At 43.9% G+C, this 25,446-nt stretch carries 20 protein-coding genes and 1 pseudogene; 7 read left to right on the top strand and 14 right to left on the bottom strand.

All coding sequences use genetic code 11. The features are described 5' to 3' along the window. Positions 1-650: 650 nt before the first annotated feature. Entirely contained in the window at positions 651-977 is a 327-nt protein-coding gene (locus tag CF651_RS11070; protein WP_094014920.1) for a helix-turn-helix domain-containing protein, read from the top strand. Positions 978-1,135: 158 nt separating this feature from the next. Here CF651_RS11070 and CF651_RS11065 read toward each other — a convergent pair whose 3' ends face one another. Beyond that, a complete protein-coding gene (locus tag CF651_RS11065) occupies positions 1,136-1,987 on the bottom strand; it encodes a helix-turn-helix transcriptional regulator (RefSeq protein ID WP_094014919.1) in 852 nt (283 codons plus the stop codon). Between the two features lie 208 nt (positions 1,988-2,195). Here CF651_RS11065 and CF651_RS11060 point away from each other — a divergent pair, with 208 nt between their 5' ends. After that, positions 2,196-3,215, top strand: a complete 1,020-nt coding sequence (locus CF651_RS11060; protein WP_094014918.1) for an aldo/keto reductase — start codon at positions 2,196-2,198, stop codon at positions 3,213-3,215. Positions 3,216-3,353: 138 nt separating this feature from the next. On the opposite strand, the gene CF651_RS11055 is transcribed toward CF651_RS11060, so the two are convergent. From CF651_RS11055 to CF651_RS10995, 13 genes and pseudogenes are all read right to left on the bottom strand, one after another. Then, positions 3,354-4,244, bottom strand: a complete 891-nt coding sequence (locus CF651_RS11055; protein WP_094014917.1) for an RNA polymerase sigma-70 factor — start codon at positions 4,242-4,244, stop codon at positions 3,354-3,356. Positions 4,245-4,344: 100 nt separating this feature from the next. Then, positions 4,345-5,646, bottom strand: coding sequence for a phytoene desaturase family protein (locus CF651_RS11050; protein WP_094014916.1), 1,302 nt, complete (start codon positions 5,644-5,646; stop codon positions 4,345-4,347). Positions 5,647-5,849: 203 nt separating this feature from the next. After that, complete coding sequence (locus CF651_RS11045) at positions 5,850-7,550, bottom strand: GTP-binding protein (protein ID WP_094014915.1); 1,701 nt, start codon at positions 7,548-7,550, stop codon at positions 5,850-5,852. Between the two features lies 1 nt (position 7,551). Then, positions 7,552-8,469 carry a sulfate adenylyltransferase subunit CysD gene (gene cysD, locus CF651_RS11040; RefSeq protein ID WP_094014945.1) on the bottom strand — a complete coding sequence of 306 codons (918 nt, stop codon included), beginning with the start codon at positions 8,467-8,469 and terminating at the stop codon, positions 7,552-7,554. Positions 8,470-9,221: 752 nt separating this feature from the next. Then, complete coding sequence (locus tag CF651_RS11035; RefSeq protein WP_342746571.1) at positions 9,222-11,639, bottom strand: DUF2357 domain-containing protein; 2,418 nt, start codon at positions 11,637-11,639, stop codon at positions 9,222-9,224. After that, positions 11,605-13,563 carry an McrB family protein gene (locus CF651_RS11030; protein ID WP_218827841.1) on the bottom strand — a complete coding sequence of 653 codons (1,959 nt, stop codon included), beginning with the start codon at positions 13,561-13,563 and terminating at the stop codon, positions 11,605-11,607. Before CF651_RS11030 ends, CF651_RS11035 begins: the two co-directional genes overlap by 35 nt. A gap of 35 nt (positions 13,564-13,598) precedes the next feature. Then, positions 13,599-14,027 carry a very short patch repair endonuclease gene (locus tag CF651_RS11025; protein WP_094014913.1) on the bottom strand — a complete coding sequence of 143 codons (429 nt, stop codon included), beginning with the start codon at positions 14,025-14,027 and terminating at the stop codon, positions 13,599-13,601. An 8-nt stretch (positions 14,028-14,035) separates the two neighbouring features. After that, positions 14,036-15,940, bottom strand: coding sequence for a response regulator receiver domain (locus CF651_RS11020; protein WP_094014912.1), 1,905 nt, complete (start codon positions 15,938-15,940; stop codon positions 14,036-14,038). Positions 15,941-15,942: 2 nt separating this feature from the next. After that, a complete protein-coding gene (locus CF651_RS11015; RefSeq protein ID WP_179232771.1) occupies positions 15,943-16,740 on the bottom strand; it encodes a hypothetical protein in 798 nt (265 codons plus the stop codon). A 3-nt stretch (positions 16,741-16,743) separates the two neighbouring features. Continuing rightward, a pseudogene (locus CF651_RS11010) lies at positions 16,744-17,534 on the bottom strand (nucleotidyltransferase domain-containing protein). A 69-nt stretch (positions 17,535-17,603) separates the two neighbouring features. Then, positions 17,604-18,314, bottom strand: a complete 711-nt coding sequence (locus CF651_RS11005) for a DUF4145 domain-containing protein (RefSeq protein ID WP_094014911.1) — start codon at positions 18,312-18,314, stop codon at positions 17,604-17,606. Between the two features lie 108 nt (positions 18,315-18,422). Then, positions 18,423-19,454 carry a hypothetical protein gene (locus tag CF651_RS11000; RefSeq protein WP_094014910.1) on the bottom strand — a complete coding sequence of 344 codons (1,032 nt, stop codon included), beginning with the start codon at positions 19,452-19,454 and terminating at the stop codon, positions 18,423-18,425. Positions 19,455-19,506: 52 nt separating this feature from the next. Further along, on the bottom strand, positions 19,507-21,003 hold the full coding sequence (locus tag CF651_RS10995) for a TROVE domain-containing protein (RefSeq protein WP_094014909.1): 1,497 nt from the start codon (positions 21,001-21,003) through the stop codon (positions 19,507-19,509). A gap of 606 nt (positions 21,004-21,609) precedes the next feature. On the opposite strand from CF651_RS10995, the gene CF651_RS10990 reads away from it, so the two are divergent. The 5 genes from CF651_RS10990 to CF651_RS33365 all read left to right on the top strand — a co-directional run bounded on the left by CF651_RS10990 (position 21,610) and on the right by CF651_RS33365 (position 24,909). Then, complete coding sequence (locus tag CF651_RS10990; RefSeq protein WP_094014908.1) at positions 21,610-22,920, top strand: helix-turn-helix transcriptional regulator; 1,311 nt, start codon at positions 21,610-21,612, stop codon at positions 22,918-22,920. After that, positions 22,907-23,731 carry a WYL domain-containing protein gene (locus CF651_RS10985; protein ID WP_094014907.1) on the top strand — a complete coding sequence of 275 codons (825 nt, stop codon included), beginning with the start codon at positions 22,907-22,909 and terminating at the stop codon, positions 23,729-23,731. Before CF651_RS10990 ends, CF651_RS10985 begins: the two co-directional genes overlap by 14 nt. Before the next feature lie 28 nt (positions 23,732-23,759). Further along, complete coding sequence (locus CF651_RS10980; RefSeq protein ID WP_094014906.1) at positions 23,760-24,320, top strand: O-acetyl-ADP-ribose deacetylase; 561 nt, start codon at positions 23,760-23,762, stop codon at positions 24,318-24,320. 64 nt (positions 24,321-24,384) lie between these two features. Further along, positions 24,385-24,687 (top strand): hypothetical protein, encoded by a 303-nt coding sequence (locus tag CF651_RS10975; RefSeq protein WP_094014905.1) that lies wholly within the window; start codon positions 24,385-24,387, stop codon positions 24,685-24,687. Positions 24,688-24,714: 27 nt separating this feature from the next. Then, complete coding sequence (locus CF651_RS33365) at positions 24,715-24,909, top strand: DUF7695 domain-containing protein (protein WP_094014904.1); 195 nt, start codon at positions 24,715-24,717, stop codon at positions 24,907-24,909. Positions 24,910-25,446: the final 537 nt, after the last annotated feature.

The following is a 25,446-nucleotide window of genomic DNA, read 5'->3' as shown; positions in this document are numbered from 1 at the left end:
AAATAGTCCATATAACCCAATTGCTTCCATAGGATAAAACGTTCAATGATTCAGGAAACTCTTTAATCACTGCCTCTAAATCATGACTTCAGGTCTATTACACAACGAATAATGGCGGTCGATTATCATGCTGCATTATCCGAATAACTCTCTCCATTAGCGGATATAATTGATTTTTTATCTTGATGGACTGAACCGGTACATTTGATTCTTAAGGAGCAGGCTCTGCTTGTTTTGCAAATAGATTAACTATATAATCTCATTAGCACGTTTTTTGAATGACACGTCGGGTTTCCGAATTTATAGTAGTTCAGTGTGCCTAGAATATGCGCCTTTTGGCCTTTCGACATGCCTCCAACAATACTCCTTCCATAAAAATTACCTCCTGAATTTTGGAATAAAATAAAAAAACGCCAATTAAGGCACCTATTTACAAGTTAAAATATGGAACAATTACAAGGAGAAGTATTGTGTTAACACACAAACACCCCTTATAATAAATTTAACAGGAGTAATGACTACCGGAAATTGCACCCGAAGTGAGTCTGTAGTTGCACCTGTCATGAATCGTTGAAATCAGATTCCGGGGTGCCTATGTTCCCCCCTAGTAAGTACACGATCAGAAATTCAGTGGAAAAAGGTGTCTAACCATGATTGGAAAACGCATACGCCAGCTTCGAATAGAAAAAGGCTTATCTCTATCCGAGTTAGCCGAAAGCGCCGGGGTCGCCAAGTCTTATCTAAGTCGTATTGAAAGAGACATTCAACACAATCCTTCTATCGAATTTCTTGAGAAAATCGCGTCCGTTTTTCATATATCAGTTGATGTCTTTTTGCAGAAGAATTCGAATATCGACGAAAAAACCGAGAATGATTGGCATCATCTCATCAAAAAAGCTATCGATTCCGGAATTAGTATAGAACAAATTGAAGAATTTTTAGATTACTCTATCAACCGTTTGAATCATAAAAAATAATTCCCTGGTATATGAAATGTAACCCGCAAGATGGACACTTTGAAAAAAGCAACCGTCTTACGGGTTTTTGTGTTGAACGTGAGGATTTTGGGGAGGGTGGTGTATGGATACATGATGATCCTAAGGATTGTAAGGTCGTCAGGCATCTTCCTTAAGGTTCAACGGGATTGACGCACAAATTCACGCGGCGTCATGCCGATGATTCTTTTGAAATGACGGTGTAAGTGGCTCTGGTCACTAAAGCCGAGCGCCGCAGCTGCTTCTTTCACGGTACTGCCGCCAAGCAGCAGCTGCCGTGCTCTTTGTATTCGTTCATGGATGACATATTGATGCGGGGGCAGCCCGGTGGCTTCCTTGAACAGACGCACCAGATGCGAAGAACTCACATAAGCTGCTGCCGCCAGATCATTCAAGGAAATATCCTCAAAAAGATGCGCATGAATATATTCCAATGCCCCATTCAATTGCTTTCGGACTAACTGCTGCTGTGCTGGGAGCTGCAGTCCGGTAACTACCGCACCATAACGCTGCAGCAGATGAACCGACAGCATCCGTATGAGTGAATCGGCATACAGCTTCCCGCCTGGCTCCCCGTTGTTCCGCTCTGCCAAAAGCCACTGAGCCAAGTGTACGACCCGTTCGTCTTGCAAACGAATATGCCTGCCGAAATCGATGCTGCCCCCTTGCGGCAGCTCCATCTCAGCAGCCACCTGGTCGGTTAACGACGGCGGCAAATCCAGTCGAATAAACGAAATATGTTCTTCCCACCTGCAAAAAGACATATCGCCTGCAGAGAACAAGTTGATATGTCCACGCTGAGCCACCCCGTCTCCACTGTACCCGTCCGCCCGTTCGAACACGCGTACCGGCTTCGGGGTCAGATGGATGACTAGCAGATGTTCGGACAAAGCCGGCTCGAAGGCTTCTTGAGGAGAAACGTCTTCCCACCCCGAAATCTTTAGCTCCCCCTTTTCAAAAGCGCCTCCTGTCATGATTGGAACGTTGGGCAAGTCGAACCGCCTCCCTTTTCATCAACAAAGTTTCGGGCACCGCCCGGGGGTCATGCTTTCGCTCTAGCTCTGAAATCGGCTCCGCTTGCTTAATGAAATGAGTATTTTGTACAATTCGATGATCATCCCGTTCAAGAAAAGCCTCCTCATGCCCAGTATACTTAAATCAAGAATAAGGAAACCAATCCTGCAGGGAGGCTGAACACAAATGAAGTACTCAAAATTAGGCAATTCCGGATTAATCGTATCGAGGCTGGGGTTTGGGGCCATGACTTTCGGATCCGGAAACATTCCAAGCGTCTATAAAGTGGATCATGAGCTCGCGCAAAATCTGGTCGATCATGCCTTGGACGCGGGCATAAACTTTTTTGACACGGCAGACGCTTATGCTGACGGACACAGTGAAGTCATGCTAGGTCGATTGTTGGGCTCCAAACGGAATGAAACCATTATCGCGACTAAAGCCGGTATGCGGGTAGGATCGGCTCTTGTCCAGACCGGACTATCCCGCAAGCATCTATTCGATGCCTGTGAAGCCAGCCTGGCGCGCTTGAACACCGATTATATCGATTTGTATATCGTCCATAAGAGCGATCCGTTTACTCCGCTGGAAGAAACGCTGGAAGCGTTGAATGATCTTGTACGGCAAGGAAAAATCAGGTATATCGGCTATTCCAACTGGCCGGCATGGCTTGCTGCTCAAGCGGTTCAGATGCAGCGCGAGCGGGGATGGGCAGCCTTTATTAACGGACAAATGTACTATTCTTTGATTGGCCGGGATGTCGAGCACGATACCGTACCGTTCATGACAAGCAGTGGTGTCGGAATGACCGTATGGGGCCCTCTCGCCGGCGGTTTCTTAAGCGGCAAATATACGCGCCATAACCTGAATGATCCGAATAATCGGTTGAGCGGGTTTGACTTTTTGCCGCATGATAAGGAAAAAGGATTTGTGATTCTGGATACGGTAAAGGACATTGCGCAACAACACGGGGCAACCGCTGCACAAGTGTCCATCGCCTGGCTCATGGGACAGAAGCATGTGAGCAGTGTGCTGCTGGGAGCGAGTAAATTAGCTCAGCTCCACGATAATTTGAAGGCTGCCGAGTTGGAGCTTACACCGGGTGAGCTTGCAGCTTTAGAGCAACTGACACGACCTGAGCCGCTGTATCCCAACTGGTTTACGGCGAAGCTAGCAGACCCACAAGTTGCAGAGGCATTGACCTAAGCTTTCTCTTCCATCCTGCACATTCCCAAAATGGATCACAGCGGCAGCTATGAACTTAACAGTTCCAAGCTACCGCTGTGTTTGTGTGCCGGTTTCTTTATTTTACCATAAACCGTAGCCAGGTCACTATATGCATAGCTAACGAACAAGCGTCAGCTTATCGGGGTTCACCACAATATATATGCCTGCGATCCGTCCCTGTTCGATTCGGAAGGAAAGGACGCTACCGGCAGCTCCGCCTGAGTAAGTGACCAGACCGGGCTCCCCGCCGACGAACACGAATTTGCAGGAAAAGTCGGAGGCGATCTTCATCCTAACTCCCTCCAGGAAGCTTGTAATGCGCGCCGCACCCAGAATCGGACGTACAGCGGCCGTGACCTTGCCTCCTCCATCGGAGAATAGGGTCGCATCCTGTGTTAAAATATTCATCAGCTTGCCCATATCGCCGCTCGTAAGCGCCGATACGAACTGCTCTACCAGCCGCTGATGATCCGGCGAAGCAGAAGAAGCCGCCGTCTGCCGCCCGGCATCCGTGTGGATGCTCCGCTTTGCGCGGTGGAAAATTTGGCGGCAGTTGGTGCTGCTTTTTCCGACGATGGCGGCAATCTCCTCATAGTCGTACTGCAGCACTTCCCGCAGGAGGAACACCGCGCGCTCCACCCAGGATAGCTGCTGGAGAAGCAGCAAATACGCGGTAGAGAGCGATTCGTGCTGCGCATACGCCTGGTAAGGATCGCTACCGCCGCCAGCCCGGTCCGTTACAAGCGGCTCGGGCAGCCATGGCCCGATATACACCTCCCGCTGCTTCTGTGCGGAACGCAGCCGGTCGATGCAGCGGTTCGTGACGATTTTGCACAGGTAGGATTTCAGATGCGTGATGCGCTCAGGCTCCGCTCCCTGAAGGGATAAAAAGGCTTCATGAACAATGTCCTCCGCCTCCACGACACTCCCCATCATCCGGTAGGCAAGTGCAAATAACAAATTTTTGTAGGAGGCGTATATATCTTCCGTGAACCGCACTTTCTCCATGTCAATCCCCACTTCTCTTTGTGGTTATTACTTCTGTAGGACTATACCCCAGTCATATCCACTGCCACTGACAATAGCGCGCTCCCCTGCTGCGCTTGGCTCACACGGTGACAGCATCCTGCACCTTAGCAGCATCCCGGATCAGCTGCATAGCTGCACGCTCCGCACTTGCCGCTGCAGCATCCAGGAGCATTTCGCCGTGACTCGCCCAATCGCCTGCGACGTACAGCCGCCGAATTTCCGGCACGACCGGCCCGGGCTTATCGTCCCTGCGGGCCTTATGCGGGTAATCGTGCACGACCGTTAGGTTCGGCAAAAACTGCTTCGCCACGACCTCCTGCTGCCAGCCGGGATGAATCAGATTCATCGTCGACATGAGCAGCTGCTCCGCGGTTTTGGGATCGTACTGCTCGTGTACATCATTATATTTCATAAGGTGGACGACCACCATCCCGTCCTCACTCAGCTTAGCCGCCCTAGAATGATTGGAAAAATAAACGGGCTGGTCGAGTCCCAGCACGAAATCCCTCCCTGAAACGGGCAGCCGTTTCAGCGCCAGATCGAGACACGCCGCCGTAATCGGGCGGGCATCCTCCTTCCAGCGCTGAAGCGCTGTATGCTCCGCACCGGAAACGAGGCGCACGTTATCTGCAGGAGCCAGCGTGCTGATCACGCTGCTTACCTGAAGCGGCTCCCCGCTTCCAAGCCTCACGCCCTCAACGGCTCCATCGGCATGGCTGATGGCCTGGACGCCAGCGCCGGTCCGAATCGTCACCCCGCGGCTAATGGCCAGCTGCTCCAGCTGGTCGACAATGTGCTGCCAGCCGCCGTCCAAATACAGCACGCCGCTGCTCAGGGATACCCTCACCTGATGCAGCACGGTGGCTGCCGTCTGGTAATCCAAATCGCGGCTGTACGTCGCCGTCCGGCACAGCGTATAGAACATATGACGCACCATCGGATCCTGGATGTGCCGCTCGGCCCAGACTCGCAGACTGACGTTACCGAGGCCCGTTGTATCGACTTTCCCGATGCGCGTCATCAGGCGCCCCAGCTCCATTTTACCAGCGAAGGAGAACAATGGGGACGTCAGCAGCTTCAACGGATCGCCCGGCAGCGGAATGAGCCTGTTCTTCCAGATAACGCTCCCTCCATTCCCGGGTCGACCGCCCTCCAGCTTGATGCCGAGCCTATGCAGCGCTTTATAGGCAGCCCCATCCCGATAGACCGCGTGCCCGCCCAGATTCAGCAGCGCCCCTTGCTTGCGAACCGTTATGCCCCGCCCACCAACATGCGATGATTTCTCCAATACAATAACCCGCTTCCCGGCTTGAGCCACCTCGATGGCCGCCAGCAGCCCTGAGACTCCCCCGCCGATGATCGCTGTGTCGTAATGGTTCATAGTAAAAAGCCTCCCTCGTCTTAAGATATCTATAAGACGAGGGAGGGTGGCGGGGTGTGACATGATTCTTGCTTGTTAGAGCAGTATTTTTCCGGCGCCGCGGCGACAGTTTCGATTTTCCAAAAAATATCCCTACATCATGATTCACAATGATGTAGGGATACTATTTTTCAAAGAATATTTGTTGTTTCGATATGTTTAAGCTATTGATTGATTAAATTTTTTAGAACTCGTTTCACTACATCATTCGCGGCTTCATCAATGGAATACCCGCTTGTATCGATTTCGATTTCCGGGTTCCCAGGCGTATCGCCTGCAGAAAGTCCTTTTACATAAACCTCAATATATTCTTTTCCAATGATGTCCCGCGCGGTTTCACGGTCGTTGTCGTGCAGTGAATCATTCGATACCAATGCAATAAGACCCGCATCGTTCATCAATTTCGCAACTTCTGCCATTCGCAGCGTCGATTCTCCCTGGCCATTCTCGAGTAGCATGGTATGGTAGCCATTAGATACCAACCGTTTCTCGACTTCCTTCACAAGGGTTGATTGATCCGAAGCCGAACCGGTGAACCAGAGGGTTAATGGCTTCTGTCCCTTTTGCTCAGCACGAACATCTCTGGTGATTTCTGTATCTAGCTTTACCAATCCGTCGGAGCTTTGAAGAGCTTGGTCAATGACTCCGCAAGCGGAGGTCATATTGGTTACGCGATCGATTAGAATAAATCCGCCAATGCTTTTATATTGCTCAAAGGAATCAAAAACGATGTTGTCCGATAAAGAAAATTCGCATTTGGCCAATTCATTTTTGGTAATTCGATCTGTTGGAACCGTGTTTCCGGTATTAATATCGATTTTGTGCTTAATGGCCGTCACAGTACCGGGCAAGATCTTCGTTCCTACTTTGACCAAATAATTTTTACTGGGAGTCAGCACGGAATCATCCATCCAAAGAATCGTGGCGCTAAAGCTATCCGCCTCTTTCAATTGACTGTCTTTGGTGAATACACAGCCCCGCGAAACATCGACCTCACGATCCAATTGAATCGTTACAGGCTGTCCGGCGTGAGCCGAATCCCTGTCTTGGTCTGTCACTAAGATCCGTTTGACCTTCGCTTTCTCGTGACTAGGCAGGGTTGTCAGCTCATCGCCCACCGCAATACTTCCAGCCTCAATCTGGCCTTGGAACCCGCGAAACGTATGGTCCGGTCGACAGACACGCTGAATGGGCATCATAAATGGTTTTGCTTCATCCGTATTATGAACATCCACATTTTCTAAATAGGTTAACAAAGCAGGGCCCTCATACCAAGAGGTGTGCTGCGATTTTTTGGTAATGTTATCCCCTTCTGTAGCAGAAACAGGGATCACCTGTATGCTTTGAAGGTGGAATTCCTTGGTATTTTGGAAGAAATCTTCTTTGATCGCATCAAATATCTTTTGATCAAAGCCTACTAAATCCATTTTGTTCACAGCTAGTACCAGATGTTTAATTCCCATGAGTGCGCAAATCCGGGCATGCCGCTTGGTTTGGGTAATGACCCCTTTGGTTGCATCCACAAGAATAACGGCGAGATCAGCAAAGGAGGCGCCAACCGCCATGTTCCGTGTATATTCTTCATGTCCCGGTGTGTCGGCTACAATGAAGGAACGGTGGTCCGTCGTAAAATACCGATAGGCCACATCAATCGTGATCCCTTGTTCACGTTCAGCCAGCAACCCATCAAGAAGTAGGGAATAGTCAATTTTGCCGCCGCGGCTGCCAAGCCGGCTGTCCAGCTCTAATGCTCTTTCTTGATCGGCGAACAAGAGCTTCGCATCATAAAGCATATGTCCAATTAATGTAGACTTTCCGTCATCTACGCTTCCACATGTAATAAATTTAAGCAGACTTTTTTTCATTTTAGAAATAGCCCTCCCGTTTCCGTCTTTCCATACTTCCAGCCGCTTCTTGGTCAATCACCCGGCTTGTCCGTTCAGATGAAACCGCACCAAGCGTTTCTTCGATAATGGCATCCAGCGTATCCGCCTCCGACTCGACGCCGCCAGTAAGAGGATAGCAGCCTAATGTGCGAAACCGCATCTTTTTCATTTCAACTTGTTCATGAGGCTCGAGCTTCAACCGATCATCATCCACCATGACCATATGTCCATCGCGATTGACGACGGGTCTTTCTTTTGCAAAATAGAGAGGCACAATATCAATATTTTCTCTTCGAATGTATTGCCAAATATCTTTTTCCGTCCAATTGGATATGGGGAAAACGCGAATGCTTTCTCCCTTATTAATTCTTGTGTTGAAAAGCTTCCACATTTCCGGCCGTTGGTTTTTCGGATCCCACGCATGATTCTTATTCCGGAACGAGAAAATCCGTTCTTTCGCACGCGACTTCTCTTCATCACGTCTTCCGCCGCCAAACGCAGCCGTAAATCCGTATTTGTCCAATCCCTGTTTTAACGCTTGGGTTTTCATAATATCAGTATACGCGGCGCCATGATCCATTGGGTTGATCCCTTGATTAATACCCTCCTGATTCGAGTGTACAATCATTTCAATCCCGAATTCTTTCGCTTTGCGATCGCGGAATTCGATCATTTCTTTAAACTTCCATGTTGTATCAATATGCATGAACGGAAATGGCGGTTTCTCGGGATAAAAAGCTTTCAGCGCCAAATGCAGCATCACGGAGCTATCCTTCCCGATCGAATACAGCATCACGGGATTCTCACATTCCGCCGCTACTTCTCTTATAATATAAATCGCTTCAGCCTCGAGTTGATCCAAATGCGTCATTTCATGTATGGAATCAGGTTGATCCATATGCGTCGTTTTTGTCACGAAAAGGTGCCTCCTTTTAATTCACACTAAATCTATCGTATTTCTTTATATCCTAACAGATTCTAGCTTTTATGCAAAGTGGAAAAATCTAAAATTCTCTATTTTTCTATCATTTTTGTCGGATCGTGTAGTGTTTGTTCAAAAAGTAATGCTCCCTTTAGCATAATAGTCACTGGGTGGCGATAAAGTTCGCTTCGTCAGGGTTGAGCAGTGGGTTCTTTAGGTTTTAGAAAAAGCAAGGAAGCTTAAAAACCCGAACGAATACCATCCAATAGTTCGGGTTCTTTCAAATAAAAAAGAACAACCCAAATTTCGTAGTTGTTCTGGACTCTGTCAATAAATTTGACACAACAAATCGAGAGAATTACGCCGTGTATTGGAATGTACGCTCGTATTGATTGGGCGTGAGGTACCCTATGGAAAAATAGATCCTTTTTCCATTGTAGCAGCAGGTGATATATTTCAAAAATCTTGGCCTTATCACTAATTTCAAAACCCAATATTAATAAAGCTTTTCATCATTTGTTTCATTTTCTTACAAGCAGAGCCACCAACTCCAATGCACCGTATGCGGGAACATGTGAGAGTTGTTTGGATTCTGTGTTAGTTGGATAAAACCCTTGATTTATAAGGGTTTTATCCATGGGATATTGTTCGTTTTGTTTGAGTTTTATTGCTTGTTGACGTGGTTCGTCAACAAGTCGTCAACATAAACACTTGGTGTCCATTTCCCGTTATTGGCCCTTTAAGCTTACGCTCATTACCTTCTTTGCATAGTCAAGATGCTCGTGATCTAACTTCACTTCCACGCGACCTCTTCGGCGTGCCTCACGCCATAGAAGCAGCTCTTCCTCGTTCTCCAGCTTCAATTCGGCTATTTCCTGTGCGCGGTCGAATATATACTTAGACGTAAAAGCAATGCTCCGGACCCCATGACCACCGGGCAGAATGATTTCTTTCCTAGTTTCCCATTCCTCAATTTCGAACACCACATAAAGCTTATCTGGGGGATTGTGCTTTGAGGAAATTACCGTGATTTCACCGCGTTTCACAATCTTCCAGTCCTTTATTTTTCCATAGTACTTCACGCCGACAATTTCGTTAGACTTACCGAAGAACTTCTTTGACTGATAGAGCGCCACATACTCCAATTGTGTCAGCAGCTTGTGATTTGTGATATTTTCAAGTGGTGTATGGTAAAATTTATTCCGTAGCGCAATCTCCAACTGTTCCTCGCGACTCATGCAGCCAACCAATACATTCTTACCGGTGTACTTGTTATCGTAATACTCCTTCGACCCTCTTGGCCGGACAGCGCGCTCATATGCATTCTCCGGACTATCCAGAATGATCTCATCCAAGAACTCTTCCAACAACTTCGTAGATCCCGGCAGAAAAGGAAATGCCCCGACATTAACAGCCTTTATGCTTTTGTATAATCTATGCTCTTTATATTTCTTTTCATCTGGGTAAGGGAACAATACATACGCCCCAAACATCGTCCGCTCGAACTGCTCCGAATCTTTCTCCGCATGAACGATAGCGTCTCGGTAACGATGCATCGTGTTGACATCGTCCTCTTCAGGCCCTGGAAGCCCGTCATAGGTCGCATAATAAGGCGTCCCCGGCTCCGCAGGATTTAATCGATATTTCGCATCAAACACGTACTTATACTCCGTAGACGTCTCCATTTTTCGAAGAGTAAGTACGTTATCCGGTTTCTGCGTAAGCGTCGGTCCCCGAAGCGCTTGATTGTAAAACAGCTTAAATATTTCTCCGTTTTTCGGGTTGCGGTAAGTCACCGTCGACGCGGCAGATTTCTTAAGCTTAACGAAAACCCCGCTATAATCTAACTTTATGATGTCTTGCCTGACCAACTCATACTTGTTACTTAGCAACTGATGTATCTTGAGGAAGCACCAGTATTCATAAAGAGTGGCTAAATCCTTCAAAGACAACCGGAATAAGTCATCCTGGAGGATGAGGCCTTTGAGCAGCATGAGGTAGTACTTGTATACTTCTCGATACCCTGGAGCCATCTGCATCACTAGGGAAACCGACATTTGCTTCATAGTTCCCACTTGTAAAAAATCAAACTGAAGCACCCTTCGAACTTCCTTCTGCATACGGGTCATCGTCTGAGCCAACAAAGGGTCCTCTAGTCTTTTCTGGTCCTTTAGTAACTGCCACAAGTCTTTCAGCTTCTGCTCAATACGGAGGAACACCCATCGAACGAATCGATTTTCTTGTGTATCATAATTAACGACTCTTCGAGTATCCAACACATGTGTTGGAACATATTTTTCGCCTCTGACTCGAACCATTCCGTTCGCGGGATCTTTGACCAATTGTTGCGGATTTTTACTCAAGCATTGTAAGGTTTTGGTATTGATTTTCTTTGCCCTCTCGGCCGGGACAATGCGCTGACTCTGATGCATTTGCGTGTGAGGGGAGCCTTCTATCCGTTGGACAGCTTTTATAAGTTGGTCAAAAAGATAGCGTAATATCGTAAAATATTCCGTTAAACTTTGGTGCTTCGTCTCTTTCAGGCCCGTTAACTGATATGTTTTGCGCAGGAAATCGAAGGTCAGGTTATGAATCTGGTGATTCACATCTTGAAGAATGACCTGATAATCCCTCTTGTAATCCATCTTCACAGGGAAAACTTCCAACCTAATCCTAAATAAAGATGAAGCACTTGATCGCAATTCCAGCTCTGAAAATCCGATCTCATTCTGAAAATTCAAGTTCCCTGACAGAACCCGCTTTCCCTTCGGCAATACCGCCTCGCGCAACGAATAATTTTCATGGTAAAAAGATAAGTCTATATCCGCTTTCTTCTCAACCAATAAATTGTAGGTTTGCGTCTCGTAAAAGATCGGAAAGCAAGCTTGTTCGTTCTGCCAAGGCTCTAGCTCTCCACGATTGGGATTAAAGACAGCAATAGATAGAACCTGTAATTGATCGGAGTGAATAGATACGTGAAGATTCGCCTGCTCCCACACTCTCTCTTCTGTCCGATGTAGCCGGAGCATATCTACCGTTGGATGGTACGGTTTCCCCTCTAAGTAGAGATCAAACAGATTCGTTTCAATGTGCAGGAGAATCACGCTCTTTTTAAGAGACCCAAAATGAAGTGAATCCGTCATCATCAAGCCTCCGTAGCATGTAGATAAGCTTCCTACTGGATTGAGGATATTTGACATTATTCTCGGTTACATGCTTAATCCACAGCTGTTCAACATCTCTTTCTCCATCCAAATATTCTTTGCTTTGAACGGTGGAACCCATAATACAGATCAATAAGAGCTCGATGATTACCTTTTTCACTGCTGAGTTGTTGCCCTGAATTCGGGGTAGAATCTTCTGCATGATCTGTATATCCATTGCCTCATCGGTAGTCATCAAAGAGAACCGTTCGTTGTATATCAAGTAGAAACAAATTGAATCCCTGACACGGAAACCAACGTGCGCGTGGATATTTTCAAGAATCGTGTTGATTCTTACCAATTGACCTACAGTTCTTTGGACAACATCTTTATTGTTTGCGTATGCGTCCTTTAACTGTAAGTAGTCGCTGGTCAAAAAACTCGCCGCTGGGTATACAGCCTCTGATTCTTCTTCCGTAATACCTACAATATCTTCTAATCCATGAAAACTGTCGAGTTGGATATAATTGAATTCGATGGTATTGGCTCGGTCCAATACCTTTTTGCTAAAAGGATGCGTGGTTTCATCCATGTTCACCGTACCTATGAAGAACACATTTTCAGGGATACCAAAATTACTACCTACTTGATCTTCAGTAACAATTTTATCGGTCACAATGTGCCCATCTTGCCAACGCTGTGTTTCTAAGATACTGAGCAAATCGCTAAAATAGTGCTCTACTCTCGCTAGGTTCATCTCATCTAAACAAACAAAGTAGGGTTTCTGCAGGTTCTCCGGCTCAGATGCCGCTTCTAGTACGTAAGTTAATTTTCCGCGGCGGAATGTTCCACCCAGATCCTTGTAACCTATTAGATCGGACGGGTCATTCCAATCCGGTCTAACCGGAATAAGCATAAACTGCCCATTCGCTTCTGTTGCCCCAAGGGCTTCTGCGAATTTTTGGATGAGCTTCGTTTTTCCGGTGCCGGAAATACCGGCCAAGATAACGAAAGGCTTTGTTTTTAAGGAAAGGTAGAAGTTCTCAATTAGTTTGTCGGGATACTGGAAGCCTTGATGATTAATATATCTTTTCATTTTTTGTAAAACTCCAAAAATTTGATCGTCGTCTTGCTTGTAGTTAAATATTTCCACACCAGTCGATTCACCATCAATGTTTGTTTTTTTATCCTTTAAGTGTAGCTGTTCCCAGATTGGAAGAAACAAACGAAAATAGTGATATAACTTAGCTTCCAGATCGAACCCTTCATTCAGAAGCTCATCCGGTTTAAAGAACTTAGTTATTCCAGTCTTTGAACCGGTTTTCATCCGAATATAGGATATGTAGCTCTCAATATCCTGTATTTTTTCTCCCGAATTTAACCATTCTGAGGTTATAACAAACCCCTCTTCTTTTAATAAGCGTAAGACTATCGGCTTATGTCTGTCCTCCATAAGTATGTTAATGAACCGTTGTTCGAGTGCTCTCATTTGTGCTTCCTTTTTTTCTTTAATAGAAGCATCAATTCTTCCTGTTGAGGAACCTCCTGAGCCAAAACAAAAGGTAACTTCAAGAAGATCTTTTTGAAATACCCATGAATATTGAAAACTAAAGGATTTATCTGGGTGTATGGAGATTCCCGACCAAAGATAATCCTTCGGTTGGTTACCATAAGGTGTGGGACTACCGATTCTTGCTTCGATAATATGGTCATCATTTAATTGATTCTTATTTATAAATGAACGAGCAAACTCTGCAGCCACATCGTTATAATTTTTAAGAACAGCTTCATTTTGTTTTCGCAATTCCGTCATTAAAATTTTCTTTTCGTCTAATGTTTTATCTTCTTTTTGAATTGTCTTAACAGCGTTAGAAATTTTGCTGTAAGTTTCAAACAACTCTGAGCCAATTATTGTGTTTATACTCATTTTCAAGTTACCACCTTGAACAAATTTTATAACCGTCAACAACTTTGATTATTACTTCTAATAAAATTATCAAGGATTTTTTCTAGATTTTCCAAATCCTTTTTTTTTGTTTGGCAATCCCAAATAATAAGAACTCCCCATTCCAACTCAGTAAGTTTTGCTATATTCTCCGCATCACGTTTTATATTTTTGCTGATTTTATCTTGCCAAAACTCTCGATTTGTTTCTGGTAATTGTGATTTCTTACAATTCTCATGTCCATGCCAAAAACACCCGTTTACAAAAATAACTTTTTTATGTTTTGGTAAAACAATATCAGGTGAGCCTGGAAGATCCTTTTTATGCAAGCGAAATCTATATCCTAATTTATGAAGAAGACGCCGAACAATAAGCTCCGGCGTCGTATTTTTAGATTTTATACTCCCCATTATCGACCTTCTTTTCTCTTGGGAGAATTTATCCATATAGCCTCCTAATTAAAAACATAAAAGTTTCTCAAACTGGATGTATCTTTAACAAAGAGTTCATCTACTCCAGTCCTTGATTGATACGCAATATACTTATTCATGATTTGTTGAATATATCCAGGCTCTAACCTGTATGGTCTTGTATAATTACCTAATTCCTCAATATTATGTACCTCAGTTACGCTAAAGTTCCAAAGGGCACACATTAATTTTTCCGGATTTTCATGGTTAGGCAGAATTGTCAAGTGCTCATAAGTTTTTAGTTGTAAGAAAGCTGAATCGCTATCTATTCTCTTGCCGGTTACAAATTTAAGCATATTGTCTACTTTTTCAGGGCGAAACACATCACAACTAGGTGATATGCAGAGAAGAAGCTTATCCCCATTTATTAAAACATCCCCAGAATTAAAGTAATTCACAATATTGTTATTCTCAATGATGGTATCTATATTATCAAGACGTCTTTCTTTATATTCAATCACTTTCATTAGATGAACTAGATCGACTATCGTTTTAGAAAAATGTGTCGTCCCACGATCAGCTATTAAAGCTAACAATATACTCGGTAATATAGGTCTTAACCATGCAGTAACATCTCTTTTTACATTGGTCCTGTACAATGCGATACATTGTTCTTTTAACGTTTGATTGTCACCACATAAATTAACTAATTCAGTGTTTTTTGCAAACTCCCTTTCGGACGAAATTATAATTACTTGCTCAATAATGATATTAATTGCCGGATCTAAAGAAGCAGCGTCAATTAGATTCAATCTACACATCAAAGTAAATATTTCCCGCCATTTTTCCACTGATATCTGTTTTATACTTGAAATAAATTTTCTGTTCTTCTTTCCGTTTGTTCTATTATTTTGCGCTTGTTCTAAAATATTTAGTTTTCTGCTTAGTAGCTCTAACAATTTTTCATCATCCAAAGCTAACATAATTCCAATATTTTTCTTCCATTGTTCCGTTATCTCATCGAAAATCACCGAATCCACATCAATCACCTTATTAATATGGTTAGTTATCATCTTTGAAATGACTTTAGCATAATCAGTTGCACTAACCCCTGATGATTGAAGTTGAAGTAATATGGTATTTTCGAATGGGTGCGAAAATTGCTTAAGTACAGTTGCCGTTTCTCCAACTATCTTATTTATTGAATCAAAAAAAGCAAATGGGAACATACCAAACTTTCTAATTAGTAGTTCAATAAATGTATCCTTCAGCCTATTACTGGGCAGCTCTCTTTTTTTACAAACTAAAACAAAAGCATCATGGAGATCAAATATGTCTATTGTACTTTCTTCAACTTTTATTTGAGTATAATCGACAATCTTTGAAGTAAATTTATCTCGAATCATTTTTGAAGCTTGAAGCGGATTTTTTGTATAGACTACTAGCAGCTTTAATCTACCTGTATTTCTAAAAACAGATTCAAGAATGTTTAATGTCGTTTCTCCACCAGTTTGGTCAAGTTCCCAATCTAAAATTGTCAAATGTGATTGTTCAATTAAAGATACAACCGTTTCAACTTGATGGTCACCCTCAAAGAAAAAAGGACTAACCTTATTACCATTACTATTAAGATTATAAATAATTTCGAAAGCATCAAAATAATCTTCAAGTATTTCGTTAGCTTCCAGTACACTTTGATTAGATTCCATTTGTTGTTCACTGGTAGTTTGATTTACTTGCGTATCTACAGAGTATGTTACAGGTCTTCTAGTAACTGGTTGTTCTTGTACGGAATTTACCGTCTCAGATGCCGCGGCAGATTCATTGTTTGCTAATTCAATAACATTTTTTAGATCAGTCGGTTTTTTGATTGCGTCATCAACATAAAGAATATCTTTAAAGTATTCTCTAGCAATATTAATAACCTTAGGATCAATTGTATCTAACAAAATTACCCCACCCTAATGATATCGGTCGCCCCATCAAACAATGCGCTATCTACCCGATCAGCCGAGAGCGCCTCTTGCAAACCACCATTTCTCGCGCAAATACAGGCTAAATATTCGTTCATGACGCTGTTGTGGCACCCTTGCCGCAGCAGCCAATCTTTTATCTCCTGAGTAGCCGGCTCAAGTCTCTCGACGATATGTATTTTCCCCCAGCCATGAACACGTTGAGCCAATTCAAATAGAACTTGGTTGCTATTTTCCATTCCATTATGAATCGCAACCGCGGCATATAGTGTAAATTCCTCGTGTCTCCCCAGCGTTAGAAGCAGTTCCTTTACTTGCTCGTTCTGAAAAAGGCCCAGCGTTGCAATTCCGAATTTGACGACATTTCGATGAGCCGCATTTTCCGCGAACCATTTTGCCTCAAGGAATAAGGCACCCGGCTGTATTCCGGGCTGCTTGCGTACCTCATCTAAAACGGCATCAATCATGCCGCCCATATCTGTCTTCACAAGCTTAGCATATAGTTCCTTTCTTGTTGAATTCTTAGGCTTTCTGGATTGCTTCGCTAGCAGGTGAACCAGTTCTCGTGCCTCATCCGTCATCTTAGCAGGTCCGGCATGATGTCCGAAAGCTCCATCCATACCGCCCGCTACCCATCTGATTTTACTGCCGGACCAAAATTCTTCGTCATCTGGCAGCGATCCGTCCACGGATTCCCCCTGTCCCTGAATATAAGAATAAATGGAGGCCCTGCCCTCCCAAAGTGGCCGTTTAGCTCTATCGAAGAAAATAACCATCGTTCACTTCACCTCTCCCAAAACTTCCTTCAACACCGATCGGAACAAATCGTCAAGCCTCTGATCCTGACCTCCATTGGAGGTTTGCATCCCCGCTGCCATCCGTTCGTAATACTCGATTTTTGCTTCCAAATACTCGTTGATGGGGTTGATTCTTGGTTCGTAATCCATTTCATCGCCCGCCTTTTTGCGGACAAGCAAACCCTCGATAATCGCTTTAAGCTCGATACCCCTTGGTACAACATCATCAACCAGCCGATCAAATTCTATAGGTGGCATGGTATTGTGCTTCTCGATCCACTCGCATGCCAAAATCGGGCGGAGAACGTAAAATACTTTTTGATTTTCACCTGATCCCCTTGCAGATACTCCCGGTAGTTCCCCTTTGCCATGTGCAAATAGTGAAACATACAGGACTTTGGGGAAAACGTGAAATGAGAAATCCCTCGGATTTGCTCCGCTATCGAATGATTCTCCATATAGACGATCGGAGACTGAAGCCACTCGAGCAGTGGAGGATTGGATTTGCGGAACAAGTTCAATGCTTTTCGCAGATCCCAGCCATTGATGTCCAGCATGTCGCTGATCGGACGTTCGATGACATCCCGCTTCTCGAAGATCGATAAATACCAGTCCATCGGTCTAACATAGAGAAATCTAACGTCGTAGTCGCTGTCCTTGGACGGGAACCCCCATGCGCGGCTGCCCGATTCGCAAGCATACAGGATTCGAACGTTCTCTTCCTTTTCTATTTTTCTTAGCTCCTTTAGTACTTGCTGTTTAACTTCTGACATGGTGGGCTCCCCTCTCAGGATTATAATTTCGAAAATGGGCCATGGATCAGAGCCCACAGCCAGTTTGTTCTATTTGTTACTTGTACTGCTTTCCTCTTTTTCACTTTTCAAAGCGATTCCATTCATTTTTGTATTGTTTATTCTAATTTGTGCTTTTTCAATTTTGGCAGGTAATGAATAAACATAATCTAAGATTACTTCTGTGAATTCAATCAATAAAGCAACTGTTTCTTTACTAAACTCAACATCGTCAGCATGTGCAGCTGAATTCCCTTCTTTTCTTAAGATGTAAGAAATATCATCCATAATCGGAGGGAGAATATTTTTTGACTGTAGATCTTTTAACTTTAAAAATAAATCCTTACCGACTGCACCTTTATGTTTACACATTTTTTCAAGTGTTCTACGCAGAGCTATTATACAGACTGCACCATCTAAATGTCTTACTTTTAAGGCTGCCTCAAAGGCATCATTTACAGGTGCAGGAATGAAGCTGTTGTTTGAAGTAAATTGTGGATAGATTATTTCTTCATAAACAATCGGGTTACCATTCGGTTCTGTTTCTTCGGTGTTAGAAGAAGACTTCTCAATAGTTATCTCATTACAAACCGGACATAGGAACATCTTCCATTCCTTATAAAATCCTATAATATGTATCGGGCTATACAAATCATAAGAATAATCCCAAATTTCCTCTCTATCATTGATCTTATGGTTGGCCACTTGTTTCATGGATGTTTTATTTCCACAGTGAAAACAAGTTATCACTTTTTCACACATTTTTTAATCTCCTTAATTATAATTTTTGCTAATATACTTGTATTCACGAACCATTGCTGAATAAAGCATGACTAGTCTAAAACTTAGCCGGTAAGTTTTAGGAAAATCTTATAATTCCGAAACACTTAACAATTCCTGCTCTAGCTTATTAATTAATGTTTTTACATGAAGATCTAAATTAGGAATTGCTCTTCTTCTTAATTCCCTCTGTATACTTCCAAAGTATAAATCTTTATTTATTCGCTCTGCCTCCGCCATATATTCAGGTCTTATGTTCTCATAATTAAAACTAATGAGAGGGAGTGGAGCATCTATAGTACTTATCACACCTTCGAGTGAACATAAACTTGCAAGACCTATTATCCCTTTATCAGCAGTTACTAATTTTGGAGATATAGAATTTAAGAAGCTATTCTCAAAAAAACTACGCTGTAATAACCGCAAATAAAAAAAATCCCATGCTGTGTTCCATGCATTAAGAAGTACAGGAACTTTTTTAGAGTCAAATTTGAATATCCTATCACCGATTTCTTGCATATTAGGGTTACCAAGAAGGTAATAGAACGCTACTTGTGTTTCCAATGCTAAATCAGCCATTAGTTCGTAGTTAACAAAATGAACATACTCATCGATTAACTTCAGTTTGTTAGATTTAGCCCTTTTTTGGAGTAACATTATTTTTAATACACTGGCATAACTTCCGGCCAATAATGGATTACTTTGCAGATGATCCAAAATTGAAGTAAAAGAAGTCACCTTCTCTCTGTACGGTGAGCCATTAAATGCTATGCCTGGCGATTGTGCATGAGAAATTATTTTCTCTTTATTCCAGGTATATTGATTCTCTAACGCTAACGACATCTTCTGAAACTGTAAGTCATTGATACTAGCAAGATTGTAATCCCAACATGCTTCTTGCAAAGCAAATCCATATATGGTGTCTGAGGTAAAATTAGTCAACAAAAAATCCCTAGTGGCTTCTAAACTATTGTTATTTAAGGATTTGGGTTTATAATAATACTTCTCCAAATTTATGGCAGTATTTGTATCCATAATAAGCGAAAGATGTCCGTAATCTTTCTTGTCAAAGACCCCAATATAAGCGTAATAATTATATTTATCCATAATAATTCTCGCCATGTTTTTACCCCTTAATTGATTTTTTACCTAATAAAAAGAGCGCATCGTTTAACTACCCTACTTCAATCGCTTCTACCCGCTCCACCAGCGAAGAATAGCCTTTAACTGACTGCGCGATATAGGAAAGCACAGTATCACTCCAACCATAAATGTAAAAGGTCTGAGGATCTTGATCCGGTACCATTGCATGCCGGTACGGAGCAATATCCACAATAAATGCCTTCACGTCCCGGTTTACTTTCGAACGGTATAGTTTCAGCTGCTCATAAAACGGACTGCCGCTGTTTTGCTGCTCATCCGTGATGATGATGATTTGATCTACCTTCCGCCGCTCTTGAATCAGCTTCCGAACAGGCGCACCTGTATCGGTTCCTCCACGAGCATGGATTTGCGCCGCCTGGGTTAAGATACTGTCTTTGCGGGAAGGCCGAGCATCCACAACCTCCGTATCAAACAGCCAGAACAACGAACTGCCCTGAGTCTTTTTATACAGTGCCAATGCAAACACCGAACCGATCTCTAAGTACTGGCCGTTCATCGAGCCGGAGATATCAAGGAAAATTGCCGTCCTTTCTCCGAATTCAGGCAGGTTGTTGAACGTAAGCTCGGCTGCTTCTCGCAAAGCATCCCGAAGCTCCGGATGATCCACCTGGCGGAAAGCCGTCGCTAATCGGAATGGCAGGATTTTAGCCTTCTTCAGTGCCTGTTCATCGGTTATGCGATTCACGACATAGTCCAGGTTACGTTTATCCTCCAAAACCCCGGCCCGCTGCAAAGCATTCATATGCCGGAGCAGCGCAAATGTGGGCATCTGGTATAGCAGCGCTTCCCAAACGGCTTTGGACGGCTTGATTGCACCCGTAACCGTTTCATAAGGAAGCTTGCCACGTTCAATCCACGCAATCAGCTCTTCCTCGGTTGAGGCGAGCTTCAGATTTTCCAGAGCCTCGACTTGAGGCAGCAAGGCAAGGTTTGCCTCCAGTCCACGCAAATATCGGAACAATGCTTGCTGCCTCAAGTCTTCCGGCTTCGGATGTGCGGTTGCAATGGCATCACCCAGACTGTAGCCGCGTCCATGGCCGTTATATTTTATAGCCCAATATTCGGACACTCCAGCCAAGAAACGGTTTACCTGCCGCTTGACAGCACGGCCGCCCTCTCCACGCCCCATACCTTTCAATATCATTAGGAAGTCGGATAAATCGGAAGGAATCCGAACCACGAGCAGGAAGATCTTTGCAAACAAATCCGGTCGATAAATCGAGAGAACCGCCAAGCCAAACAACGGCTGCAGTCTCATAAAGCCCTCGTTCCGAGCAAATATAATTGCCTTAGCCATAAAATTCGGGTTACTGTTCGCCATCTCTTGATGAAGCTGTTCTGCATCGGAAAGCAGTTCATTTTGATCTGCGTAAAATGTATTACTCATGGTATTGGTCAGCAGCGTCTGTAAATACTGCTCCTCGAGGGATCTTACGAATGCTGGGTAGTGATCTTTATTAAATGTATTCGGTCTAAGCGAACCGAAAAGTTTTTTTGCCATACTCATACTGGATTGACCTCCTCAAAGTTTTCGAAGAAAACGTATGCATACGCTTTGCAGCAATGGTGAGGAAAAGGCGGGATAGGTTTGCTGCAGGAGTCGAACCTGCCGTATTGCACGGTTAAACATTGGTCGATTAAGCTCGAAGTAACCCATCCCAGCGCCTCACCGGCTGCTTAAGTTATTTCTTAACGAAGCGAGGAAATGATTGAAAAGGCCGTTAGTGCCAAGACAGACACCATCAATACTTATCCCATATAAGTCGAAGGAACCCTTTCTGGCGCCTCGCTTCGCTATTCCTTTATTAATGATCATCGAGGAAGTTGGTCGGAAAGGTACATGCTGCTCTACCAACTGAGCTATTCCTCCATTGGAGAAAGTTGGACTCGAACCAACGACAAGCCGATTAAAAGTCGAAGTAACCCTTCCATGCGCCTCGATGATCTTTTTTAGCCGCCGCATTGTCGTATCGGCTTCTGTATCTATATTCGCTTATTTTTGGAGCAACGAACATGGCGAAAGTATTACGACTGGGCATAAAGTTTTCCATTTCATCCAATTCCCTCCCCTGCTACAATGGAAGAAGATGTTTCATTTGAACGGGGGATACCTTTGGCCAAGGAAAGCTTTGATAAAGAAATTCAATTCCTGCGTATGTTGGTGCTAACAAGTGGTGCTTTCAGCAGGCAACAATTCGCAGAAAGATTGGGCATTTCCGTCCACACTTTTGATAAAACGATCAGGCGGCTCAAAGAGGTCGTCAGCTCCATGCACCAGAACTTATCACAGGAACAGAGCAAAGAATTTTCTGAAACCATTCGGTTCAGCTACTATGACTCCGCTGACCCGCTGCTCTTGTTTCTGTTTCGTGCCAAATCCGTCAAGGAATCCGAAAGCCAAAGAATCTCACTGCTTTTAGCCGCGATGAATGAGCAGGCTTTGACTGCGATGGAGCTCTTGGACATATGCTGCAGCAGTCTGCCTTCCGATCTACCTTTGCCAGACGAGAAAACCATTCGGTCGGACCTCAAGTACTTGGAGGAGGTCGGAGTCATCAAGAGGGAGACTGGGCCTCGCCCCTTCCGTTATCGCATTCAAGACAACTTGATTCGCAGCTTATCGGACGAAGAGCTTCTCGATTTGTACGATTTTGTAGATGTGATGGCGAACACTCAGGTCCCTTCTGTTCAAGGTTACCTTTTGCGTGATGGGCTCAAGAAGCATCTTTTGCGCAATCAAGTCGAGCAATATGCTGTAGAGCCATTTTTATATAAATATCATTACTACTCGCGGATCCTGGATGAGGCACATCTGTTCACGCTCTTACATGCCATCCGTCACCGCCGCAAAGTCCGTTTTCTATACTTCTCGCCAAAGTCTGAAAAAAGCTACGCCTCCAAAAACACTAATCCCCTGTTTGAACGGGATACGGAGGGCAAAGCTGAAAAGACGCTACCGCTTAAGATTGTCTATGATCATCAATATGGAAGATGGTATCTCCTTTCCTATGGTCGGGAGGGGATTCGGAAATACCGAATGGAAGGAATCACACAAATCGAAGAAGATGAAACCGTGGACGAGACCTGGTATGAGGAAAAGAAAAGCGAGCTTGCCGAGAAAATACGCTACAGTTGGCTGATCGATACCGGGCGTCCGGTGACTGTGCGCGCCAGATTTTACAATCCGGAAAGTTCTGAACCTAACTTCGTCAAAGAGCGGGTTATGCTGCAGGGACAGTGGGGACAGATTGTGTATGAAGACGAACATTCATTTATGTACGAGATAACTGTCAACGGTACTACCGAAATCAAGCCGTGGCTGCGGAGTTTCGGTTCCAGCTGCGAGATTCTGGAGCCTGTTCGACTCCGCCGTGAAATGATTGCCGAATGGAAGGAGATTCAGTCTTACTATGAATCTGTTTGAGAAAATATTTAATCACCAGATCATCTCCAGGTTGGAGGATTCCGGTACCTTCATGGTCACTTCACACGAACGGGCATGGCTGAAGAGCAAGCTGGAGCATCCCGCGGCGGCAGATGCTTTCACTGCGGACACTTTGGACATGCTGCGTTCAGCTCTCGAATCCGATCAGGTGATGGATATATCCGACCATTTGATTGAAAAAGCCCGTACGATGGAAAGGCAGGTGTATCACCCGCTCCTGCGGCCTTTGCGTCGTCACATCATGAATAAGACGGGCATCCGTATTACCTATGAGATTAAGGGTGGCCTTGTGAACACAGATCATTCGGGCTTTCCGTACAAGCTGGAATACTCCATGGTCAAAAGAGAGTGGTATTTGCTCTGGTATCACGTCCGTCATCACGCCTTCATGAGCACTAGGCTGAAGAAGATCTATTCTATCACGCCAGAACTTATTGATCCGTCGGCAGCGGAAAGCATTCTTAAGAGGATCGGCAAAACTCTTGAATCACGTAAAAGTGAAGTGATCATTGAAATTGTCCGTGTTTATAACGCAGAGTTGTCTCGTATCCTGTACGCCTTTTCCAGCTTCGAAAAAAGTGGGGAGTACGATATGGAGAACGATACCTATCGAGTCCATGTTTCTCTGCTTGGGGACGAAATGGAGTATTTACTTTCCAAGATCCGTTTTCTGGGGAAGCGGGTTCGGGTGATTGAAGGCGATTATTTGAAAAGACGTATGTTGGAATCATCAACAAAGGCGTTAGAACGCTACGGGGTTATTGCGGCTGATGAGGAACTTTCTTCGTAGTAATAAAATTTGCCGTTGGAGGAGTAATATGGAGGACTGTATTAAGGTCAATCAAACAATCATTACGTTGATTCAAGGAGACATTACGAAAGTAACGGCCGACGTGATTGTTAATGCCGCGAACACAAGCTTACTTGGTGGCGGTGGCGTGGATGGTGCAATTCATAAAGCAGGCGGTAAAAGCATTCTCGAAGAATGCGTAAAGATAAGAGAACGACAAGGAGGCTGCGCTGTCGGTGAGGCAGTCATTACTACGGCAGGCAACCTTCCCGCTTCTCATGTTATACATACGGTAGGTCCTGTATGGAACGGTGGTAACAAAAACGAAATTGAAAAACTCAAGAACTGCTACAGAAATTCTCTAAGCTTTGCTTCGGAATATAGAGCCAAGAGCATTGCTTTTCCGAATATTAGCACGGGAATTTACCGTTTCCCCAAACAACTCGCAGCTGAAACTGCACTTGAGGCTGTGTTTGATTATTTAAACTCTGTGAATGTCGAGCGAGTAAGGATCGAGAAGGTTTATTTTGTCTGCTTCGATGATGAGAATTTTAATATATATCGTAATAAACTCCTTAATGCTTTATGATTGGGCAGTGCTTTAATATGGAATTATTAATTTTGTAATCTGATTAAAGGAGTTGATCTAAACGATGGAAAACAGTAAGTCGTCCGACGATTTGGCTTTTAAAATAGTGAGAACCATTTTGGATGACATTCTAGGGAGATATGCACTGGATCGAATGATCATTGGCGGTCCAGACCGTAGGGATCAAGAGATTGTTGCTTCAATGTTCGAAAAATGGAGACATCTGGTTTCCCGTGAGCTGCATGCAAAAGGCATCGTTAGTGAAATTTATTCTCCAATGGAACTGCATGAAATTGAAAAGTTAAGTCTTTTTGATCTGCTCGAGCTTCGAGAGGAATATTTGAGATTAGAAGGTGAAATGGTTTGATTTATTAATGGAAAGGGATATGCTCACATGCAGCTCCAGATCATACGCAATGCTATACGCTGCTTAACATGTAATGACATAATAGATTCTACAACAAAACATGATCACAATACCTGCAGTTGTGGAAATGTTTCAGTTGACGGAGTCCGAGATTATCACAAGCGCTCCTATCCTTCAGGTGATCCATCCACTTGGTTCGAAGAATTAGCAGAATGGCATTAGGGGTATTGCTGGACAAATAAAGAAGGTATCGCAAGGGATAAAAGATAAATTAGGAAAGGAAGATGATATCATGGGCTCTCAGAATGAAAATTAGCGGGTTAATAAAAGCATATTTCTCAAGGATGCTAATTGCCCTATATGTGGCGGAACTGTTTACATAGATGACGGATACGGTTCGATGGAATCACAAGAATACTGTATAGTCGATCGCAATCATTACGATTTTTTAGTAATTCTTTTGTCACAACGCTAATAGTTAATGGTATGAAATTTGACGATTTTCTCAAGGCATCCGAATATATTGAAAGTAATATTAAGAAGTGATGTAACCTGAATCAATTCCAGGCGCATTTCGTTGTTTCCATACATTCTACTTCGTAAAGAAACATACATTCTACTCCGTGAAGAATCATACACTCTACTCCGTGAAGAATCATACATTCTACTCCGCGAAGAATCATACATTCTACTCCGCTAAGAATCATACATTCTACTCCGTGAAGAATCATACATTCTACTCCGTGAAGAATCATACAT

The organism is Paenibacillus rigui (assembly GCF_002234615.1).
GTDB lineage: Bacteria > Bacillota > Bacilli > Paenibacillales > NBRC-103111 > Paenibacillus_S > Paenibacillus_S rigui.
Note: the sequence above shows the minus strand (reverse complement) of the source record. Positions and strands in the feature narration are given on the sequence as shown.

Excerpts from the sequence above, each read along its gene's own strand:
- CF651_RS11070 (WP_094014920.1), top strand. The coding sequence starts at position 651 with ATGATTGGAAAACGCATACGCCAGCTTCGAATAGAAAAAGGCTTATCT.
- CF651_RS11060 (WP_094014918.1), top strand. The coding sequence starts at position 2,196 with ATGAAGTACTCAAAATTAGGCAATTCCGGATTAATCGTATCGAGGCTG.
- CF651_RS11055 (WP_094014917.1), bottom strand. The coding sequence starts at position 4,244 with ATGGAGAAAGTGCGGTTCACGGAAGATATATACGCCTCCTACAAAAAT.
- CF651_RS11050 (WP_094014916.1), bottom strand. The coding sequence starts at position 5,646 with ATGAACCATTACGACACAGCGATCATCGGCGGGGGAGTCTCAGGGCTG.
- CF651_RS11045 (WP_094014915.1), bottom strand. The coding sequence starts at position 7,550 with ATGAAAAAAAGTCTGCTTAAATTTATTACATGTGGAAGCGTAGATGAC.
- cysD (WP_094014945.1), bottom strand. The coding sequence starts at position 8,469 with ATGGATCAACCTGATTCCATACATGAAATGACGCATTTGGATCAACTC.
- CF651_RS11035 (WP_342746571.1), bottom strand. The coding sequence starts at position 11,639 with ATGATGACGGATTCACTTCATTTTGGGTCTCTTAAAAAGAGCGTGATT.
- CF651_RS11030 (WP_218827841.1), bottom strand. The coding sequence starts at position 13,563 with ATGAGTATAAACACAATAATTGGCTCAGAGTTGTTTGAAACTTACAGC.
- CF651_RS11025 (WP_094014913.1), bottom strand. The coding sequence starts at position 14,027 with ATGGATAAATTCTCCCAAGAGAAAAGAAGGTCGATAATGGGGAGTATA.
- CF651_RS11015 (WP_179232771.1), bottom strand. The coding sequence starts at position 16,740 with ATGGTTATTTTCTTCGATAGAGCTAAACGGCCACTTTGGGAGGGCAGG.
- CF651_RS11005 (WP_094014911.1), bottom strand. The coding sequence starts at position 18,314 with ATGTGTGAAAAAGTGATAACTTGTTTTCACTGTGGAAATAAAACATCC.
- CF651_RS11000 (WP_094014910.1), bottom strand. The coding sequence starts at position 19,454 with ATGGCGAGAATTATTATGGATAAATATAATTATTACGCTTATATTGGG.
- CF651_RS10995 (WP_094014909.1), bottom strand. The coding sequence starts at position 21,003 with ATGAGTATGGCAAAAAAACTTTTCGGTTCGCTTAGACCGAATACATTT.
- CF651_RS10985 (WP_094014907.1), top strand. The coding sequence starts at position 22,907 with ATGAATCTGTTTGAGAAAATATTTAATCACCAGATCATCTCCAGGTTG.
- CF651_RS10980 (WP_094014906.1), top strand. The coding sequence starts at position 23,760 with ATGGAGGACTGTATTAAGGTCAATCAAACAATCATTACGTTGATTCAA.
- CF651_RS10975 (WP_094014905.1), top strand. The coding sequence starts at position 24,385 with ATGGAAAACAGTAAGTCGTCCGACGATTTGGCTTTTAAAATAGTGAGA.
- CF651_RS33365 (WP_094014904.1), top strand. The coding sequence starts at position 24,715 with ATGCAGCTCCAGATCATACGCAATGCTATACGCTGCTTAACATGTAAT.